This window comes from Streptomyces sp. NBC_00568 (assembly GCF_026341855.1).
Classification (GTDB): Bacteria; Actinomycetota; Actinomycetes; order Streptomycetales; family Streptomycetaceae; genus Streptomyces.
Genome location: NZ_JAPENW010000001.1, coordinates 5596414 through 5615348, shown reverse-complemented (window position 1 = coordinate 5615348; position 18935 = coordinate 5596414). Strand labels below are relative to the sequence as shown.

Annotated in this window: 17 protein-coding genes; 7 read left to right on the top strand and 10 right to left on the bottom strand. The window is 71.9% G+C overall.

What is annotated here, in order from left to right:
- Positions 1–65 precede the first annotated feature (65 nt).
- Together OOK38_RS24380 and tyrS are read left to right on the top strand one after the other, a co-directional pair.
- The gene (locus OOK38_RS24380) at positions 66–1469 is read left to right on the top strand and encodes a metallopeptidase TldD-related protein (RefSeq protein ID WP_266757177.1); all 1404 of its coding nucleotides are present in this window, start codon (positions 66–68) and stop codon (positions 1467–1469) included.
- Positions 1470–1513: 44 nt separating this feature from the next.
- Positions 1514–2782, top strand: coding sequence for a tyrosine--tRNA ligase (gene tyrS / locus OOK38_RS24375; protein ID WP_266757178.1), 1269 nt, complete (start codon positions 1514–1516; stop codon positions 2780–2782).
- Between the two features lie 134 nt (positions 2783–2916).
- Here tyrS and OOK38_RS24370 read toward each other — a convergent pair whose 3' ends face one another.
- On the bottom strand, positions 2917–3192 hold the full coding sequence (locus OOK38_RS24370) for a GlsB/YeaQ/YmgE family stress response membrane protein (protein ID WP_266757179.1): 276 nt from the start codon (positions 3190–3192) through the stop codon (positions 2917–2919).
- A 241-nt stretch (positions 3193–3433) separates the two neighbouring features.
- Here OOK38_RS24370 and OOK38_RS24365 point away from each other — a divergent pair, with 241 nt between their 5' ends.
- Together OOK38_RS24365 and OOK38_RS24360 are read left to right on the top strand one after the other, a co-directional pair.
- Positions 3434–3823 (top strand): DUF3099 domain-containing protein, encoded by a 390-nt coding sequence (locus OOK38_RS24365; RefSeq protein WP_266757181.1) that lies wholly within the window; start codon positions 3434–3436, stop codon positions 3821–3823.
- Positions 3824–4159: 336 nt separating this feature from the next.
- The gene (locus OOK38_RS24360) at positions 4160–4423 is read left to right on the top strand and encodes a hypothetical protein (protein WP_266757183.1); all 264 of its coding nucleotides are present in this window, start codon (positions 4160–4162) and stop codon (positions 4421–4423) included.
- 13 nt (positions 4424–4436) lie between these two features.
- On the opposite strand, the gene moaA is transcribed toward OOK38_RS24360, so the two are convergent.
- The 3 genes from moaA to OOK38_RS24345 form a co-directional block, all read right to left on the bottom strand.
- Positions 4437–5426, bottom strand: a complete 990-nt coding sequence (gene moaA, locus OOK38_RS24355) for a GTP 3',8-cyclase MoaA (protein WP_266757184.1) — start codon at positions 5424–5426, stop codon at positions 4437–4439.
- 172 nt (positions 5427–5598) lie between these two features.
- Entirely contained in the window at positions 5599–7236 is a 1638-nt protein-coding gene (locus OOK38_RS24350) for a cation acetate symporter (protein WP_266757186.1), read from the bottom strand.
- Positions 7233–7589 (bottom strand): DUF485 domain-containing protein, encoded by a 357-nt coding sequence (locus OOK38_RS24345; protein ID WP_266757188.1) that lies wholly within the window; start codon positions 7587–7589, stop codon positions 7233–7235. The genes OOK38_RS24350 and OOK38_RS24345 overlap by 4 nt, the downstream gene beginning before the upstream one ends.
- A 390-nt stretch (positions 7590–7979) precedes the next feature.
- Here OOK38_RS24345 and OOK38_RS24340 point away from each other — a divergent pair, with 390 nt between their 5' ends.
- The 3 genes from OOK38_RS24340 to OOK38_RS24330 all read left to right on the top strand — a co-directional run bounded on the left by OOK38_RS24340 (position 7980) and on the right by OOK38_RS24330 (position 12624).
- On the top strand, positions 7980–9506 hold the full coding sequence (locus tag OOK38_RS24340) for a S8 family serine peptidase (RefSeq protein WP_266757189.1): 1527 nt from the start codon (positions 7980–7982) through the stop codon (positions 9504–9506).
- 105 nt (positions 9507–9611) lie between these two features.
- Positions 9612–11093 (top strand): CoA transferase, encoded by a 1482-nt coding sequence (locus OOK38_RS24335; RefSeq protein WP_266848806.1) that lies wholly within the window; start codon positions 9612–9614, stop codon positions 11091–11093.
- A 490-nt stretch (positions 11094–11583) separates the two neighbouring features.
- Entirely contained in the window at positions 11584–12624 is a 1041-nt protein-coding gene (locus OOK38_RS24330) for a CopD family protein (RefSeq protein ID WP_266765622.1), read from the top strand.
- A gap of 99 nt (positions 12625–12723) precedes the next feature.
- Here OOK38_RS24330 and OOK38_RS24325 read toward each other — a convergent pair whose 3' ends face one another.
- The 6 genes from OOK38_RS24325 to OOK38_RS24300 all read right to left on the bottom strand — a co-directional run bounded on the left by OOK38_RS24325 (position 12724) and on the right by OOK38_RS24300 (position 18931).
- Positions 12724–13767, bottom strand: a complete 1044-nt coding sequence (locus OOK38_RS24325) for a zinc-dependent alcohol dehydrogenase family protein (protein ID WP_266757193.1) — start codon at positions 13765–13767, stop codon at positions 12724–12726.
- Positions 13768–13807: 40 nt separating this feature from the next.
- A complete protein-coding gene (locus tag OOK38_RS24320; RefSeq protein ID WP_266757195.1) occupies positions 13808–14479 on the bottom strand; it encodes a lysoplasmalogenase in 672 nt (223 codons plus the stop codon).
- On the bottom strand, positions 14476–15387 hold the full coding sequence (locus tag OOK38_RS24315; protein ID WP_266757197.1) for a sterol desaturase family protein: 912 nt from the start codon (positions 15385–15387) through the stop codon (positions 14476–14478). Before OOK38_RS24315 ends, OOK38_RS24320 begins: the two co-directional genes overlap by 4 nt.
- Positions 15388–15509: 122 nt before the next feature.
- Positions 15510–16220, bottom strand: coding sequence for a VIT family protein (locus OOK38_RS24310; protein ID WP_266757199.1), 711 nt, complete (start codon positions 16218–16220; stop codon positions 15510–15512).
- 198 nt (positions 16221–16418) lie between these two features.
- Positions 16419–17651: an amidohydrolase family protein gene (locus OOK38_RS24305; protein ID WP_266757201.1), complete on the bottom strand. Its 1233-nt coding sequence runs from the start codon at positions 17649–17651 to the stop codon at positions 16419–16421.
- A complete protein-coding gene (locus OOK38_RS24300) occupies positions 17648–18931 on the bottom strand; it encodes an amidohydrolase family protein (protein ID WP_266757202.1) in 1284 nt (427 codons plus the stop codon). Before OOK38_RS24300 ends, OOK38_RS24305 begins: the two co-directional genes overlap by 4 nt.
- Positions 18932–18935 lie beyond the last annotated feature (4 nt).

The following is an 18935-nucleotide window of genomic DNA, read 5'->3' as shown; positions in this document are numbered from 1 at the left end:
GGCCGGGGGTCCGGGGGTCGGCCCCCGGGAAAGCACAGTCTCAACACCACGCAGGAGGCCGGTCGATGAGCGCTCGCACCAACAGGCAGAGCAAGCCCCACGAGGTCGTCGAGCGCGCCCTCGAACTGTCCCGCGCCGACGGCTGTGTGGTGATCGCCGACGAACAGTCCACCGCCAACCTGCGCTGGGCGGGCAACGCGCTCACCACGAACGGGGTCACGCGCGGGCGCACGCTCACCGTGATCGCCACCGTCGACGGCCGCGAAGGCACCGCGTCCGGTGTGGTCTCGCGCTCTGCGGTGACCGCCGACGAGCTGGAGCCCCTGGTGCGGGCGGCCGAGGCCGCGGCGCGGGGCGCCGGTCCCGCCGAGGACGGCCGGCCGCTGGTCACGGGCGTACCGGAGTCCCCCGACTTCACGGACGCGCCGGCGGAGACCTCCTCCACCGTCTTCGCCGACTTCGCTCCGGCGCTCGGCGAATCGTTCGCACGCGCGCGTGCCGGCGGCCGCGAGCTGTACGGCTTCGCCAATCACGAGCTCGTCTCCAGTTATCTCGGTACGTCGACGGGACTGCGGCTGCGGCACGACCAGCCGAACGGCACGCTGGAGCTCAACGCGAAGTCCCCGGACCGTACGCGCTCGGCGTGGGCCGGACGCTCGACGCGGGACTTCAAGGACGTCGACCCGGCGGCGATGGACGCGGAACTGGCCGTACGGCTCGGCTGGGCGCAGCGGCGCATCGACCTGCCCGCCGGGCGCTACGAGACGCTGCTGCCGCCGACCGCCGTGGCGGACCTGCTGATCTACCAGATGTGGTCGGCCGCCGCCCGGGACGCGGCGGAGGGCCGGACCGTGTTCAGCAAGCCCGGGGGCGGCACCCGGATCGGCGAGCGGCTCACCGAGCTGCCGCTGACGCTCCGCAGCGACCCGAACGAGCCGGGCCTGGAGTCCGCTCCCTTCGTCCTCACCCACTCCTCGGGCGACGACGCCTCCGTGTTCGACAACGGGTTGCCGCTGAAGGCCACCGACTGGATCCGCGAGGGCGAGCTGCGGCATCTGTCCACCACCCGGCACAGCGCCGACCTGACCGGGCTGCCGGTGACGCCGTCGATCGGGAACCTCGTCCTCGACGGCGGCGAGGACCGGTCGCTGGAGGAGATGGTCGCCGCCACCGAGCGCGGTCTGCTGCTGACCTGCCTCTGGTACATCCGTGAGGTCGACCCGGCGACGCTGCTGCTGACCGGGCTCACCCGGGACGGCGTCTACCTCGTCGAGAACGGCCAGGTCGTGGGCGAGGTGAACAACTTCCGGTTCAACGAGTCGCCCGTGGGCCTGCTGGGACGGGCCGTGGAGGCGGGGCGGACGGAGAAGACGCTGCCCCGGGAATGGAGCGACTGGTTCACCAGGGCCGCGATGCCCGCCCTGCGGGTGCCCGACTTCAATATGAGCTCTGTCAGCCAGGGCGTATAACCTCGTACCTGATTCACGAGACCACTCAAGGAGATACGAGAACCGTGACGGACATCGTCGACGAGCTGAAGTGGCGGGGGCTGTTCTCCCTGTCCACTGACGAAGATGCATTGCGCAAGGCGCTCGCGGACGGTCCCGTCACGTTCTATTGCGGCTTCGACCCGACCGCGGCCAGCCTGCACGTCGGGCACCTGGTGCAGGTGCTCACCATGCGTCGCCTCCAGCAGGCGGGGCTGCGCCCGCTCGCCCTGGTCGGCGGGGCGACGGGCCAGATCGGCGACCCGCGCCCGACGGCCGAGCGCACGCTGAACGACCCGGAGACGGTCGCGAACTGGGTGACGCGCCTGCGCTCGCAGATCGAGCCGTTCCTGTCCTTCGAGGGCGAGAACGCCGCGGTCATGGTGAACAACCTCGACTGGACGGCCGGTCTGTCGGCCATCGAGTTCCTGCGGGACATCGGCAAGCACTTCCGCGTCAACAAGATGCTGACGAAGGACTCGGTGGCCCGTCGTCTGGAGTCCGAGGAGGGCATCAGCTACACGGAGTTCAGCTACCAGCTGCTGCAGGGCATGGACTTCCTGGAGCTGTACCGGCGCTACGGCTGTACGTTGCAGCAGGGCGGCAGCGACCAGTGGGGCAACCTCACGGCGGGCCTGGATCTGATCCACCGCCTGGAGCCGGGCGCCCATGTGCACGCGCTGGCGACGCCGCTGATGGTCAAGGCGGACGGCACCAAGTTCGGCAAGACCGAGGGCGGCGCCATCTGGCTCGACCCCGAGATGACGACGCCGTACGCCTTCTACCAGTTCTGGCTGAACGTGGACGACCGGGACGTCTCGACGTACATGCGCATCCTGTCCTTCAGGTCTCCCGAGGAGCTCGGGGAACTGGAGAAGCAGACCGAGGAGCGTCCCCAGGCCCGTGCCGCCCAGCGCGCGCTGGCCGAGGAGCTGACGACGCTGGTGCACGGCGCCGACCAGACGGCCGCTGTGATCGCCGCGTCCAAGGCCCTGTTCGGGCAGGGTGAGCTGTCCGGGCTGGACGAGCGGACGCTGAGCGCGGCCCTGTCCGAGGTGCCGCACATCCAGGTCGCCGAGGCGGGTCTCGTCGTGGACCTCTTCGCGGAGGTCGGCCTGGTGGCCAGCAAGTCCGCCGCGCGCCGCACGGTCAAGGAGGGCGGGGCCTACGTGAACAACGTGAAGGTCGCCGCCGAGGACGCGGTCCCCGCCAAGGAGGACCTGCTGCACGGACGCTGGCTGGTGCTGCGCCGGGGCAAGAAGAGCCTGGCCGCGGTCGAGGTCACGGGCGTCTGAGCCCGCGCCGCGCGCTGGAAGGGGGCGGCTCCCTGACGGGGGCCGCCCCCTTCGCCGTACCGCGGTACTCACCGCCGGCTCCCGGGCAGTCGGGCAGTCGGGCGCAGTCTCGGACCTTCTCCCTACCGCCGGTCTCAGGCCTTCGCCTTGTCGCCGCGTACGGCCATGTAGAGCATGTCGCCGAGGAACACGAGGACGATCGCGGCGGCCAGCTGCAGCGCGTGGCGGCCCCAGTCGATGCCCCTTGTCTCGGCGATGCCGATGCCCCGGGCGATTGCGTTGCCGACGATCGCTCCGAGGATGCCGAAGATGGTGGTCAGCCAGAGCGGACTGTGCTGCTTGCCGGGAATGATCGCCTTGGCGATCAGGCCCAGCACGAACCCGACGATGATCGCCCACAACCAGCCCATGTGTGCCTCCTAGTGCCGCTCTGTGTGAGCAGTACCGTCAGTTTCTTGCCGTCCGCCATACGGCGCATGTCGGGCGGAGCCGTACGCGCTACGACGCACCGTGTCCAGCCGGTCAGGACATGACCCGGTCTCGAAGGCGGCGCAGGCGCGGCGTACCGTGGAAGGAGTCCGGGCCCACTTCCTCGACGGGTTCGTACCGGGTACGGACCGGGGAGCGTCCGACGCAGGCGGGTGGTGCAGCGTGATCAGGAAGCACAGCAACGTCCAGGTCTTCCGGATCACCGGAGCCAGACAGGGACTGGACGACGACGTCCGCGGCCGGCAGCGCCGCTATGTCATCTCCATGTCCGTCCGTACGGTGTCCGTGATCCTGGCGGCCACTCTGTGGAACGTGGAACGCCACGTCGCGATCGTCGCTCTGGTCCTCGGGCTCGTCCTGCCGTACATCGCCGTGGTCATCGCCAACGCGGGCCGCGAGAACACGCCCTCGCTCCCCTCGACGTTCGTCGCCGCGCCGTCGCGTCCGATGATCACGCCGCCTCGGGCGGACGACTCCGGGGAGTCGGTTCCCCAGGACGCCGCGGCCGATCCCGGGGTGCCGTTGCGGACCGAGCCGCACGACCTGAGCTGAGGCCGAGCCGGGCTCGGTCCACCCCCGATCGTGCTGCGAACCCTTGCCGAATAGGCCCTGTGACGGCGTCGGACGATTCTCCGAAAACGGAATATCGAGGCCCTGCAAGCTCAAGAAAAGCTCAGATCAATCATGTTGTTCCAGTGCCGGGCGGCGGGTTACCCGTGACATACTTCGTACGCGCTCCGCATCCCCCGTCGGAGCGACAGACCGACGCCGGGCAGCTCCCCCCGTGGCTGCTCGGCGTCGCCTTTATGGGCGGCAGGGGTCGCTTCCGCGGACAGTCGGCCGACCGTGCGGAACGCGTGATGTGGGGCCTCGGCTAGGGTCGGCAGCGTGAACCTGAACGCCCCCGGCTCCGATCCCGCCTCCCCCGTCTGCTCGGCCAAGGCCTGCCGTGCGGATGCCGTGTGGGTGCTCGCCTGGAACAACCCGAAGCTGCACACGCCCGAGCGCAGGAAGACCTGGCTCGCGTGCGAGGAGCACCGCGAGCACCTGTCGCAGTTCCTCGGTGTACGCGGGTTCCTGAAGGACGTCGTGAAGCTGGACGAGTGGGAGGCTTCCCCGTCTTCCCCGTCGGTGGAGCGCGGCGAGGACTAGGCGACGGACCCCGTCAGCCGCCGATCGCCGACATGGGGCGGTCGGGCTGGACGAACGACGGGTCGTCCAGGCCCGCCCCCGCCTTCTTGCCCCACATCGCGACGCGCCAGATGCGGGCGATCTCCTCGTCGGGCGCTCCCGAGCGCAGCGCGGCGCGCAGATCGGTCTCCTCGGTCGCGAAGAGACAGGTGCGCACCTGCCCGTCGGCGGTGAGGCGGGTGCGGTCGCAGGCCGAGCAGAAGGGGCGGGTGACCGAGGCGATCACGCCGACGCGCTGCGGCCCGCCGTCGATGATCCAGCGCTCGGCCGGTGCGGAACCCCGCTCGTCGGCGCCTTCCTCGGTGAGCTCGAAGCGGGTGCGCAGCGAGGTCAGGATGTCTCCGGCGGTGACCATGCCGTCGCGCTTCCAGCCGTGCTGGGCGTCCAGGGGCATCTGCTCGATGAAGCGGAGTTCGTAGCCGTGCCGCACGGCCCAGGCCAGCAGGTCCGGGGCTTCGTCGGCGTTCAGGCCCGGCATCAGGACCGAGTTGACCTTGACGGGGGTCAGGCCGGCGTCGTGGGCCGCTTCGAGGCCCTCGATGACGTCCTTGTGGCGGTCACGGCGGGTGAGGGTCTTGAAGACGTCGGGGCGCAGGGTGTCCAGCGAGACGTTCACCCGGTCCAGGCCCGCGGCCTTCAGGGCGGCCGCGGTGCGCTTGAGGCCGATGCCGTTGGTCGTGAGGGACATCTGGGGGCGGGGGGCGAGAGCCGCGACCCGCTCGACGATGCCGACGAGGCCGGGGCGCAGCAGGGGCTCGCCTCCGGTGAAACGGACCTCTTCGATGCCGAGGCCGGTGACCGCGATCTCTATCAGGCGGACGATCTCGTCGTCCGTGAGCAGGTCGGGCTTGGCCAGCCACTGCAGGCCTTCCTCGGGCATGCAGTACGTACAGCGGAGGTTGCACCGGTCCGTCAGTGAGACGCGCAGGTCGGTGGCCACCCGGCCGTAGGTGTCGATGAGCACGTGGGCCCCCTCCCTCGTTGCCGATCACATTTCCCGGACACCTGTGAGCCTACGTGACGGGACTGACGACGACAGGGGTCCGATCCCACGAGACGCGGCGCGGGCCCGTCGTAGGGACCTACCAGTGGTGATCCACCAGTGGCCCACGACGAGCCCGCGCGATGCCGGTGCCTCAGTGCGCTCCGGTGCCCGTCAGGGAGCGGACCTCCAGTTCAGCGTACTTCCCGGCGTCCGGCTCCTCCTTGGACAGGAAGGTGCCCAGCCAGCCGAGCAGGAAGCCGACCGGGATGGAGATGAGGCCCGGGTTCTCCAGCGGGAACCAGTGGAAGTCGACGTCCGGGAACATCGAGGTGGGCTTGCCCGAGACCACCGGGGAGAACAGCACCAGGCCGACGGCCGTGGCCAGACCACCGTAGATCGACCAGAGCGCGCCCTGGGTGGTGAACTTCTTCCAGAACAGGCTGTAGAGGATCGTCGGCAGGTTGGCGGAGGCGGCGACCGCGAAGGCGAGCGCGACCAGACCGGCGACGTTGAGGTCACGGGCGAGGGCGCCGAGCAGGATCGACACGGCGCCGATGCCGACCGTCGCGTACCGGGCGGCCCTCATCTCCTGCTTCTCCGACGCCTGCCCCTTCTTGATGACGTTCGCGTAGATGTCGTGCGCGAACGACGAGGACGAGGCCAGCGTCAGTCCCGCGACGACCGCGAGGATCGTGGCGAAGGCGACGGCGGAGATGGTGGCGAGCAGGATCGCGCCCCAGCTGGAGTCGACGCCGCCGAGGTGCAGGGCGAGCAGGGGTGCCGCCGTGTTGCCCGCCTTGTTGGAGGCGATGATCTCGTCCGGTTTGATCAGCGCGGCGGCGCCGAAGCCGAGCGCGAGGGTCATCAGGTAGAAGGCGCCGATGAGGCCGATCGCCCAGTTGACCGACTTCCGCGCGGTCTTGGCGGTGGGCACGGTGTAGAAACGGATCAGGATGTGCGGCAGGCCCGCGGTGCCGAGGACCAGCGCCATGCCGAGGGAGATGAAGTCCAGCTTGGTGGTGGAGGTGGCGCCGTACTTGAGGCCCGGTTCCAGGAAGGGGGAGCCCTTGCCGCTGTTCTCGGCGGCCTTGCCGAGCAGGTCGGAGATGTTGAAGTTGAACTTCAGCAGCACCAGGAAGGTGAGCAGCAGGGCGCCGGCGATCAGCAGGACCGCCTTGACCATCTGCACCCAGGTGGTGCCCTTCATGCCGCCGATGGTGACGTACACGATCATCAGGACGCCGACGAGGGCGACGATGCCGATCTTTCCGGCGTCGCTCGTGATGCCGAGGAGCAGCGAGACGAGGACGCCCGCGCCCGCCATCTGAGCCAGCAGGTAGAAGATCGACACGACGATGGTGGAGGTGCCCGCCGCCGTACGGACCGGGCGCTGGCGCATGCGGTAGGCGAGGACGTCGCCCATCGTGTAGCGGCCGGAGTTGCGCAGCGGTTCGGCGACCAGGAGCAGGGCGACCAGCCAGGCGACCAGGAAGCCGATGGAGTAGAGGAAGCCGTCGTAGCCGAAGAGGGCGATCGCGCCGGCGATGCCGAGGAAGGACGCGGCGGACATGTAGTCGCCGGAGACGGCGAGTCCGTTCTGGAAGCCGGTGAACTGGCGGCCGCCCGCGTAGAAGTCGGCGGCGTCCTTGGTCTGGCGGCCCGCCCAGACGGTGATGACGAGGGTCGCGGCGACGAACACCGCGAACAGGGTGATGATCAGCGGGCGGTGCTCGCTCGCCTCGCCCGCGGCCAGCAGTGTCGTGTGCGCGGTCGTCTGTACGGAGCTCATGCGCCGCCCTCCATCCGGGACTTGATGGCCTCGGCCTTGGGGTCGAGCTGACTGGCGGCGTGCCGCGAGTACCACCAGGCGATGAGGAACGTGGTGAGGAACTGGGCGAGGCCGAGCACCAGGGCGACGTTGACGTTGCCGAACAGCTTGGTGCCCATGAAGTCGCCCGCGTAGTTCGAGAGCAGCACGTACAGCAGGTACCAGAGGATGAATCCGACGGTCAGCGGAAAGGCGAAGGAGCGGTGGGAGTTGCGGAGTTCACCGAATTCGGCGCTCTCCTGCATCGCGACGAACTCCGCGGTGGAAGGAAGCGGGGCTCCGGTTTTCGAGGGTGGCGGTGCGTCGGTGGCCACGGTGTCTCCTCGCGTTGCGGGTGCGGATACGACGGTGGGCGGGGGCGAGTCGGGGCTCGCCGACGAGGACGGGGGCGGGGGCGGCGGTTCGGGTACGGACATGCGGCTTCGACCTCACAGTGGCGTGGGTTCACGTCACGGAGTGCTACGACATGCATCCGTTCCGTGATCCGAACAGGGGGCTCGATCGTCCACGGGCTCCCTGCTCAAGGTCACGGCGCCACGCGTGGACCGGTTCAACTCCCCCGACTTCTTTCGGAAGTCGTCGCCGGAAGTCATTGCTGGCCCGGGCGCCGGGAGGATAGCTTCGGCCTGCACATTCCGTCATGTACCTGCCCGAGCACCATCCGTGTTCGGGCAGCTCCGTTTTCCGGATGATGTGGAGATCCCATGGCTCATCTGCGTTCCAGACGCCGTCTCGCCCTCGCCGTGCCGGTCGTTCTGTCGCTCACCGCCTCCCTCGGTTTCCTGCCGGGTGTCGCGTCGGCCGCCCCTCTCACCGCGCCCGCCGCGACGACCGCGGACGGGCCGAACCTCTCGTACGTGGTCAACACGAAGCCGGACCACCGCACGATCGAGTCGGTGAAGAAGGCGATCGGCGCGGCCGGCGGCAGCGTCGTCATCGCCTACGAGCAGATCGGCGTGATCGTCGTCCACTCGGCGAACCCGGACTTCGGCCGGCAGATACGGACGGCGCGCGGGGTGCAGTCGGCCGGCGCCACCCGCACGTCGCCGCTGGCCCCGGCGGCGACGACGGACGAGGGCGCGGCGCAGGTGCTGTCGGCCGCCGAGGCCGCCAGGGTCGCGAGGACCGCCGGCGTCGGCGAGGAGCCCCTCGAGGCCGACCAGTGGGATCTGCGCGCGATAGGCGCCGACAAGGCGGCCGCGATCAACCCGGGCAGCAAGAAGGTGACCGTCGCCGTGATCGACGTCGGCGTCGACGACACGCACCCGGACATCGCGCCGAACTTCTCCCCCTCGCAGTCCGCGAACTGTGTGGGCGGCAAGCCGGACACCTCGTTCGGTGCGTGGCGCCCGGTGGACGCCGACCACTATCACGGCACGCATGTGGCGGGGGAGATCGCGGCGGCCCGCAACGGCATCGGCGTCGCGGGTGTCGCGCCCGGTGTGAAGGTCTCCGGCATCACCGTGGCCGAGCCCGACTCCACCCAGCTGTTCTTCCCGGAGAGCGTCGTGTGCGCCTTCGTGTTCGCCGCCGACCACGGCGTCGAGATCACCAACAACAGCTACTACGTGGACCCGTGGCTGTACAACTGCCTCGACGACCCCGCCCAGAAGGCCATCGTCGACGCCGTCAACCGGGCCCAGCTGTACGCCCAGAAGAAGGGCACCCTGAATGTCGCCGCGGCGGGCAACTCCAACGACGACCTCGACGCGGACGCGCTGACCGACGCCTCCAGCCCCGACGACTCGACCCCGACCACGCGGACGGTCGACCCGCACAAGTGCTTCGACATCCCGACCCAGTTGCCCGGTGTCGTCACGGTCTCCTCGACCGGCGTCAAGGGCGCCAAGTCGTACTTCTCCAGCTACGGCGACGGCGTCATCGACGTCGCGGCGCCCGGCGGCGACCGGTACCAGATCCCGGACACGCCGTCGCAGAACGGCCGCATCCTGTCCACGATGCCGAACAACCAGTACGCCTACCTCCAGGGCACCTCGATGGCGACGCCGCACGTCGCCGGCGTGGCCGCGCTGCTGAAGTCCAAGTACCCGTGGGCGACGCCCGCTCAGCTCCAGGTCCTCCTCAAGGCCCAGGCGGACAACCCGGGTTGCCCGACGGACCCGTACGACGGGAACGGTGACGGCGTCGTCGACGCGACCTGCGTGGGCGGCAAGCGCGTGAACGGTTTCTACGGATTCGGCATCGTCAACGCCCTGCGGGCGGTCAAGTAGCACCTGCCGATGCTCCACGGCCCCGGCCCGCCCCCGCGGCGGCCGGGGCCGCGTCGTCCCCGGGCGCCTCCCATGTTGATCGGGTCCACGCTGCATAGTGCCGGTATGACGCATTCACCGATGGCCGCCGCATGGCAGGAGCTGGGCGGAGACCCCGCGCTGCTCCCCGGGGTTTCGACCGTGGTGCGTGCGGGTGCGCTGGAAGCCCGGCTGCCCGTACGTGAGTTGGCGCGTGCCTGCGTGGGCGTGTGCGCGCTGGCCGCCGCCGAGTTGGGGGCCCGCCGGGCCGGGCTCGCGCAGGTGCCGCGGGTGACCGTGGACGACGGCGCCGTAGCCACGGCGTTCGTCAGCGAACGGCATCTGACGATCGACGGGCGCGCACCGGTCTCGTTCGCGCCGCTGTCCCGGTTCTGGCGGACCGCGGACGGCTGGGTGCGGACGCACGCCAACTATCCGCATCACCGGGCGCGCCTGCTGGACGCGTTGGGCGCGGCGCAGGACGCGACCGTGGAGGACGTGGCCGGTGCGCTCGCCGGGCGGTCCGCACGGGAGGTCGAGGAGACGGTGTACGCCGCGGGGGGCCTCGCCGTCGCGCTGCGCACGGCGAAGGAGTGGGCCGCGCACGGACAGGCCGTCGCCGTGGCGCGGCGGCCCTTGATCGAGCGCGGCCGGTCGGGCACGGCGGGCGCGCGTGCCCTCGCACCTCTCGGCGGCGGGCCGCTGCTGCCCGCCGCCGGGGTTCGTGTCCTGGACCTGACCCGGGTCATCGCGGGCCCGGTCGCCACCCGCACGCTCGCCCTGCTGGGCGCCGACGTGCTGCGCGTGGACGCCCCGGGGCTGCCGGAGGACCCGGACGCGCACGCGGACACGGGCTTCGGGAAGCGCTCGACGGTGCTGGACCTGGCGGCCGACCGGCACACCTTCGACGGACTGCTGGCGGCGGCGGACGTCGTCGTCACCGGGTACCGGCCCGGCGCCCTGGACCGCTTCGGGCTCTCCCCCGAGGCGCTGGCCGAGCGCCACCCCGGACTGATCGTCGCGCAGTTGTCGGCGTGGGGGGCGTACGGGCCCTGGGGCGGGCGGCGGGGCTTCGACAGTCTGGTGCAGGTGGCCACCGGGATCGCCGTGACGGAGGGATCGCCGGAGCGGCCCGGTGCGCTGCCGGCGCAGGCCCTCGACCACGGCACCGGGTATCTGCTGGCGGCGGCCGTCCTGCGGGCGCTGACCGAGCGGGCGCAGGACGGCCGCGGAAGCCTCGTACGGCTGGCGCTGGCGCGGACGGCGGCGTGGCTGACGGACGGGATCGAGCGGGGGGAGGCGCCCGGCGCGGCGACGGGCCCCGCGGCGAAAGTTCCGTCCGAGCGCCACGTGGCCGGGCCGCCGTACATCCGCCCTGCGGTGGAGCCGCCGTCCGAGCGCCGCGCGGCCGGAGTGTCGTACGACCGCCCGGACGCCTGGCTGTCGGAGCGGGACAGCCAGATCGGCCGCCTCGGCCACGCTCTGCCCCCGGTCTCGTTCACGGGCGGCCCCACCGACTGGTCACACCCACCGGGACTTTGGGGGACGGACACGGCACGCTGGGCATGAGCCGAGCGCGCCGGGCCGGACCGCACGCTCTCCTTCACGGGCGACCCCACCGACCGGTCACACCCGCCCGGACCTTGGGGGACGGACACGGCACGCTGGGCATGAGCCGAGCGCGCCGGGCCGGACCGCACGCTCTCCTTCGCGGGCGGCCCCACCGACTGGTCACACCCGCCCGGACCTTTGAGGACGGACACGGCACGCTGGGCATGCGTCGAGCGTGCCGTGCTGGGCCACGTACTGGGGTGCCGGACCGGGGCGCCCGTGTGCCGGGTCGGCGCGGTCGGCGCGGTCGGCGCGGTCTGGGTCGAACGAGGCTGCCCGGACGCCGAGTTCGACCATGGTGAGGCCGGTCGGGGGTGCGGGGGCTGCGCCGCCGTTCTCACCCCAGGCGGCGAAGCCCCTTCCTCGCACGCTCGTTCTCGAACGCCGCACGGGCTACGGTGACTTGCCCGGATACGTGACGGCTGGCGAGGATCGTGGGGTGACGTTGATACGACCGACGGCCGAGGCGGCGGACGCGAGCGGGGCGGCGCGACGGCAGGCCACCCGCCGGGCCGTCGCCGTGCTCGCCCTGGTGGCCGTCGCGGCCCTGATCCCGCTGCTCGGCCCGAGCGCCGCGCTCACCGACACGGGAGAGGCCGCCGCGCCCGCCACCGGTGGCATCGCCCTGCTGCGGACGGTGCTGTTCGCGGCGCTCTGCGTCCCCGCGGGGGAACTGTTCGCGGCCCGGCTGGCGCGCCGGGTGCCCGGTGCGCCGCGGGTGGAGGCGCCGCCCAGCTGGGCGGCGTACGCGGCCGCCGCCGGGTTCGTCGTCGCGCTGGGGCTGGCCTCGGTCGTGGCGACGGGCAATCTGCTGCCGCGCCGTCTCTCCGACATGGACGTGGGCGGCCTCCACCAGACCCGGGACGGCAGACTGGCGCTCCTGGAGGTCAACGCCTTCGCGGTGGCCTGGCTCTGCGCCCGCTCACGCCGGCCGGCCACCCAGGTGTGGCCGCTGGCCGCGGTGGTGCTGGCGGAGGCGCTGCGCGCGCATCCCGCGACGGAGCACGGTACACCGGTCGGCTCGGCCCTGACGCTCGTCCATGTGACGTGCGCGGCGCTGTGGGTGGGCGGTCTGCTGCACGTCCTGCGGCTGCTGGCCGGATGGCGGGCCGCGCCGGACATCGCCAAAGGGCCCGGCGCGGAAGGGAGTTCACCGGCCGGTGCCGCGCTGCTCGGGCTCTACGCGCGCGTGGCGGCCGTTCTGTTCGCGGCGATCACCGCCACGGGCGTCTGGAGCGCGCTGCGCCGGATGCCGCCCGGCACGGTCGTGGACCAGCTGACGTCGACGGCGTACGGGCGCGCCCTGCTCGCGAAGGTCCTGCTCGTGGCCGTCGTCGCCGTCCTGGCGCTCTGGGCGCGGCTGCGGCTGCGCCGCGCGGGGGACCCGATCGGCGCCTGCTCCCCCGCGCGCGCGGAGGTCGTGGCGCTGGGCATGGTCGTCGCGGTGTCGGGCCTGCTGACGGCGCTGCCGCTGCCCATCCGGTGGTGAGTCCCCGGCCGTCCGGTGGTGAGTCCGCCGCCCGTCCGTGGTGAGCCGCCGACGGCGTCCCACCACGGACGGTGAGCCCGCGGGGTCCGGCCCCCGGCGTCAGTTGGTGACGAGGACCTTCAGCGCGGTCCGCTCGTCCATCGCCTTGTAGCCCTCGGGCACGCTCTCCAGGCCGATGGTCATGTCGAAGACCGGCGAGGGGTCGATGGTCCCGTCCAGGACGTCGGGCAGGAGCTCGGGGATGTACGCGCGCACGGGGGCGACTCCACCGCGCAGGGCGATGTTGCGGTCGAACATGACACCCAGGTCGAGCCCGGTACCGCTGCCGTGAGGCACTCCGACGAAGCCGATGGCGCCGCCGTCGCGGGCGATGTTCACGGCCGTACGCATGGACTGCTCGGTGCCCACCGCCTCGACGACGCAGTGCGCGCCCTGGCCCCCGGTCAGTTCGCGCACGGCCTCGACGGCCGCCTCGCCGCGCTCGGCGACGACGTCCGTGGCGCCGAAGCGGCGCGCGATGTCGGTGCGCACCTGGTGGCGGCCGAGCGCGATGATCCGCTCGGCGCCGAGCCGCTGGGCGGCCAGCACGGCGCACAGTCCGACGGCCCCGTCGCCGACGACGGCGACGGTCGAGCCCTTGCGGACACCCGCGCCGAGGGCCGCGTGGTGGCCGGTGCCGAGGACGTCGGAGAGTGTCAGCAGCGCGGACAGCAGATGGTCGTCGGAGGCCGCCTCCTTGGGCAGCTGGACGAGGGTGCCGTCGGCGAAGGGAACGCGCACGGCCTCGCCCTGGCCGCCGTCGTAGCCGACGGAGCCCCAGAAGCCGCCGTGCCGGCACGACGTGGTGAGTCCGTCGCGGCAGTACTCGCACACGCCGTCGGACCACATGAAGGGCGCGACCACCAGGTCACCGCGCCGGACGCCGCTCACCGCGGAGCCCGTCTCCTCGACGATGCCGAGGAACTCGTGCCCGATCCGCTGCCCCGGCTGCCGGGCCGCCTCGCCGCGGTACGCCCACAGGTCGCTGCCGCAGATGCAGGACCGCAGCACCCGCACGATCGCGTCGGTCGGCAGCTGCACCATGGGCTCGGGGACGTCCTCCACACGCATGTCGAACGGGGCGTGGATGGTGGTGGCGCGCATGGCGAGGGTCCCTCTCGTGCGGAGCGTCGGTGAGATGCGCTCAGGGGGTGGTTGAGCGCATCTCACCGTACGCCGCCCTCGGCGCGCGACGCGCGCCGAGGGGTCTCAGCACGCCTCGGACCAGCAGGAACTGGGCAGCGGCGTAGGTGAGCATGATCCAGAAGTCCGCGTTCGGCAGCTGCGGCCAGTCGGCGACGCCGGTGGCGATCAGGGTGTCCGAGAGCATGAAGAGGGCGCCGCCGAGCCCCGCGACGGGACCGAGCCGCGTGGCGCCGTACGCCATCGCGGTCAGCAGCAGGCTGTAGCCCGCGACGGGGACACGGAGGCCGGCCGGCAGATCGGGCCACAGGAGGACGACGAGGGCGACGAGGACGGTGACGTACGCGCCGAGGAGCCATGCGCTCCGCACGCGTGCCGTTCTCCGGAAGAGCACGAGGTAGCACACGTGCCCCGCCGCGAAGGAGGCCATGCCGACGAGGAAGGCAAGGCCGGCGTCGGACATGAGCGCCAGGTCGCCGCACCAGCCGAGGAGCAGGGCCGCCACGAGCAGCCGGGGTCCGCCGCGCACACCCGCGTACACGGCGAGCAGCGGCATCAGGAGCGGTTTGGCGATCAGGTGCCCGGCGTCGTACCCGGCGGCCAGGGAGAGGACGTCCACCGCTGTCGCGAGAGCGAAGGCGACGAGCAGGACGCGCGCCAGACGTGGGGTCACGCGACGGGCTCCGTGGCAGGGGTCTGCGTGACGGACGGCGGGGCGGGCTCCGTGGCAGGGGTCTGCGTGACGGACGGCGGGGCGGGCTGCCAGCCGGGCCCGGCGAGGACCCGCCCGGCGCGCTCCCGCCAGCTCGCCGCCGCCCGCACGTCCCGGGCGATGGCGGTGTACTCGTGGGTGGCGACGCGCAGGGGGTTGTACGTGGTGATGTTCTTGGTGAGCCCGTACACAGGCCGCTCGGTCTCGGCGACCCACGATCCGAAGAGCCGGTCCCAGAGGATGAGGATGCCGCCGAAGTTGCGGTCCAGGTATCCGCCCTGGGAGGCGTGGTGGACGCGGTGGTGGGACGGGGTGTTGAGGACGAACTCGAACCAGCGCGGCATCCTGTCGATGCGCTCGGTGTGGATCCAGAACTGGTAGACGAGGTTCACCGACGAGCAGAACGCGAGCGCGGCCGGGTGGACACCGAGGGCGACCATCGGGACGTAGAAGGGCCAGGACGTCCAGCCCGTCCAGGGCTGGCGCAGCGCGGTGGTGAGGTTGAACTTCCTGCTGGAGTGGTGCACGACGTGGCAGGCCCACAGGACGCGGATCACGTGGTGGCCGCGGTGGGACCAGTAGTAGAAGAAGTCCTGCGCGAGCAGCATCAGCGGGATCGTCCACCACAGGACGGGGACCCGCAGGGGCGTCAGTTCGTAGACCGCCGTGTAGACCGCGACGATCGGGATCTTCCACAGGAAGTCGAAGACGAGGCTGCCGAGCCCCATGCCGACGCTCGTCGCGGCGTCCTTCGTCTCGTATCCCGCGGCGTCGTCGTCCGGATGGATCCGGACGCTCACCATCTCGATCACGGCGAGCAGGATGAAGGCGGGTATCGACCACAGCACGACGTCGGGCAGGTTCGGCATGGGTGAACCGTAGATGCGCTGGTCGGCTGCGACCAGGGGCTGTTATCGACAAGTATTACCGCCGGTACGCGCTTGCTTCTTGGTGATCTCCGCCAAGGGCCGTCCGGCGCCCGGCCCCGCTCTCACACCCCCGCCGCTCCGAGCAGGGCTCCGGCCGCGTACGTCACCGCCATGGCAAGCGCTCCTCCGGCCATGTTCCGCAGCACCGCGCGCCGCGGATCCGCCGAGCCCAGCCGTGCGCTGCTCCAGCCGGTGAGGGCGAGCGCGGCCAGCACCGAGACCACGGTGACGCCCAGCCGCCAGTCCGCCGGCGGCAGCACGATCGCCAGCAGCGGCAGCAGCGCTCCGGCGGTGAACGCGAGGAAGCTCGCCCAGGCCGCGTGCCACGGATTGGTCAGGTCGTCGGGGTCGATGCCCAGTTCCACGGAGGCGTGGGCCTTCAGCGCGTCCCGCTCGGTGAGCTGTTCGGCCGCCTCGCGGGCCACCTCCCGGGACAGGCCGCGCTGCTCCAGGAGCTCGGTCAGCTCCTCCAGTTCGGCCTCCGGCTGTTCCCTGAGCTCCCGTTTCTCCATGGCCAGGGCCGCCAGCTCGGAGTCCCGCTGGGTGGAGACGGACACGTACTCGCCCGCCGCCATGGACATCGACCCGGCGAGCAGACCCGCGAGGCCCGCGGTGAACAGCGCCGCACGGTCGCTCGTGGCCCCGGCCACCCCGACGACGAGTCCCGCGGTGGAGACGATGCCGTCGTTGGCGCCCAGGACGGCGGCCCGCAGCCAGTTCAGCCGCGAGCCGAGGGTGCCGCCGTGGGCCTCGTCGTGCGTCGGTTCCGTCACACGGGGAGGATCGCACCCGGGGCCCGGCCGACGACAGACCGACTCGGCGTCCCGCGGGCCGCACGCCGCCGGGAGGCCGCAAGGCCCGCCCGGAACCCGCCACGCCGTACTCCTCCGGGAGACCGCGGGGCCGCACGCGCCGGAAGCCGCCGGGCCACGCGCCGCCCGGGAGGCACGGGGCGGCCGCTGCCGCGGCGCTCACCACACACGCACCGAGCCTCCTCTCGCGAACACCGGGCTCGTCGCGTCGGCGGGCGGGGTGTCCAGCGGTTCGGCGATCTCGGCGACCGTGGGGCCGACCTTCGCGGCGATCTCGTCGAGGTACGCCAGGTCGAAGCCGTAGACGCGGGCCGCGTTGCCCCCGACCATGGCCGCGATCTCCGCGCGGGGCAGTCCCGCGTACGAGATGCGCAGGCCCTCGCGGGTGTAGGGGTGGGTGCCTTCGTCGTGCGGGTAGTCGCTGCCCCACATGATCTTGTCCAGGCCGATGCGGTCGCGCAGCGGTACCTCGTGGGGGCGCATGAAGCTGGCGCCGACGAAGCAGTTGTCGCGCCAGACCCGCGAGGGCCTCTCGCCCATCGCCGCGGCCAGCCCCGCGCCGAACTTCGACTCGGCCGTGGACGCCTTGCCGGCCGCCGCGACCAGCCGTCCGTGGTAGTAGTCCAGCATGTCGAGCACGCCGGGGATCCAGCCCGATCCCTGCTCGGTCAGCACCAGCCGCAGTCCGGGGTGGCGGCGGAACGCGCCGCCGAACACCAGGTGCCACAGCGCCCGGTGCGAGAACCAGGTCGTCTCCACCATGAAGACCGCGCGGGCCGCCGGTTCGTCCCCCAGCGGCGGTGAGGCCGAGCCCGCGTGGTGGTTCACCGGGACGCCCAGCTCGGCACAGGCCGCCCAGATCGGGTCGTACGCCGACGAGTACAGCTCGGGCAGGCCCGACCCGGGGGGTGTGCCGGGCAGGAGCAGACCGCCCCTGAGGCCGGCGTCCACCGACCGGCGGATCTCCTCGACCGCTTCGCCGACGTCGTTCAGGAGGATCTGGAAGACGCCCGCGCGCCGGCCGGGCGCCGCCGCGCAGAAGTCCGCGAGCCAGCGGTTGTGGGCCCGCAGACCCGCCCAGCGCCGCTCGAACTCCTGCGCCGTCGGGGCCGGTGCCATCAGGGCGGCGGACGGGAAGAACGGCGGGATGGTGTTCGGGAAGACCACCTCGGCGACGATGCCGTCCTCCTCCAGCTCCGCGACGCGCCGCCCGGAGTTCCAGTTCCGGTCGGCGGTGTCGGCGAGCAGGTCCTCGTACGGGTTGACGTAGCCGGCCGCCCAGGCGTCGAAGTCCTCGTGGTACCGGCGCTCCAAATACGGCTTGTAGTCGAGGAGATCGGCGCCGGCGTGGCAGTCGGCGGAGATGACGGTGTAGCGGTCCTCGGCGGTCATGGGTTCACCCCCAGCACGGGGAAGTCGTGGTCCGTGAGCCAGTGGCGGCCCACCTCGCGCGAGCGCGCCCAGGACGCCTCGACCGCCGACTGGTCCGGCTGCTGGCCCAGTTCGGCCGGTGTGGGACCGATCCGCCGGGCGAGCGGCGCCAGTTTGCCGAGGTCGAACCCGAAGACCTCGGCCGCCGCGAGGCCCAGCATGCGGCGGGTCTCCGCCACCGGGATGTCGTGGAAGGTCTTCGCCAGCCAGGCGCGGGTGTCGGGCCAGGTGCCCTCGGGGTGCGGGAAGTCGCTGCCCCAGAGGATGTTGTCGACGCCGATCTCGTAGCGCTGGGCGAGTTCGCGGCGCTTGGTGTTGGTCGCGCAGATGAAGACCTGCCGGTCGAGGTACTCGTGCGGGGGCCGTTTCAGCTCCGCGAAGGGCGACAGCTTCTTGCCGCCGTGCGCGCCGAGGTAGAGCCGGTCCATGAACCACAGCAGGTTGGGCAGCCACCAGCAGCCGGACTCCGCGACGCCGAACCGGAGTCCGGGGTGCCGCTCGAAGACTCCCGACCAGAGCAGGAACCAGAGGGGGCGCGCGGGCCACCAGGTGACTTCGGAGACGTAGATCCCCAGGTGGTCGCCGTACTCGTGCCGCGGTGCCGCGCCGGAGTGGGTGAGGACGGGCATCCCGCACTCGGCGGCCGCCGCCCACACGGGGTCGTAACGGCGGTCGTGGTAGGGCTCCTTGTCGACCCACATGGAGGGGATCATCAGGGCGCCCAGGCCCGACTCCTTGGCCCGGTACACCTCGGCGACGACGCGCCCGGTCTCGCCGGTCACCGGCAACAGCGCTACTCCGCAGTGCCGTTCGGGGTTCTCGGAGACGAAGTCGGCGAGCCAGCGGTTGTGGGCCTGCGCGCCCGCCATGCCGAGTTCCGGGTCCTGGTCGCCGGAGAGGCCGAGGCCCACGCCGAACGGCGCGGCGGTCCGGCTGTCCACGGCGTCCGCGTCGGGGAAGACGACCTCGCCCGCCACACCGTCGCCGTCCAGTTCCTTGAGGCGCTGCGCGGTGTCCCAACCGCCGCGCAGCCCCTCCTCGTTGTCGTGGAACCACTTGTCCGCGAACGCCTCGTTGCGGACGCCGAGGCGGGTCATCTCCTCGCGGCGCCGGTCGCGGCCCGCGAGGAACTCGTCGAAGTCCCGGTGGAAGCGGGGGTCCAGATAGGGCCGGTACTCCTCGGTGGGGAGTCCGGCGTGGCAGTCGGAGGAGATGATCAGGTACGGGTCCTGTTCGGTCACCGCG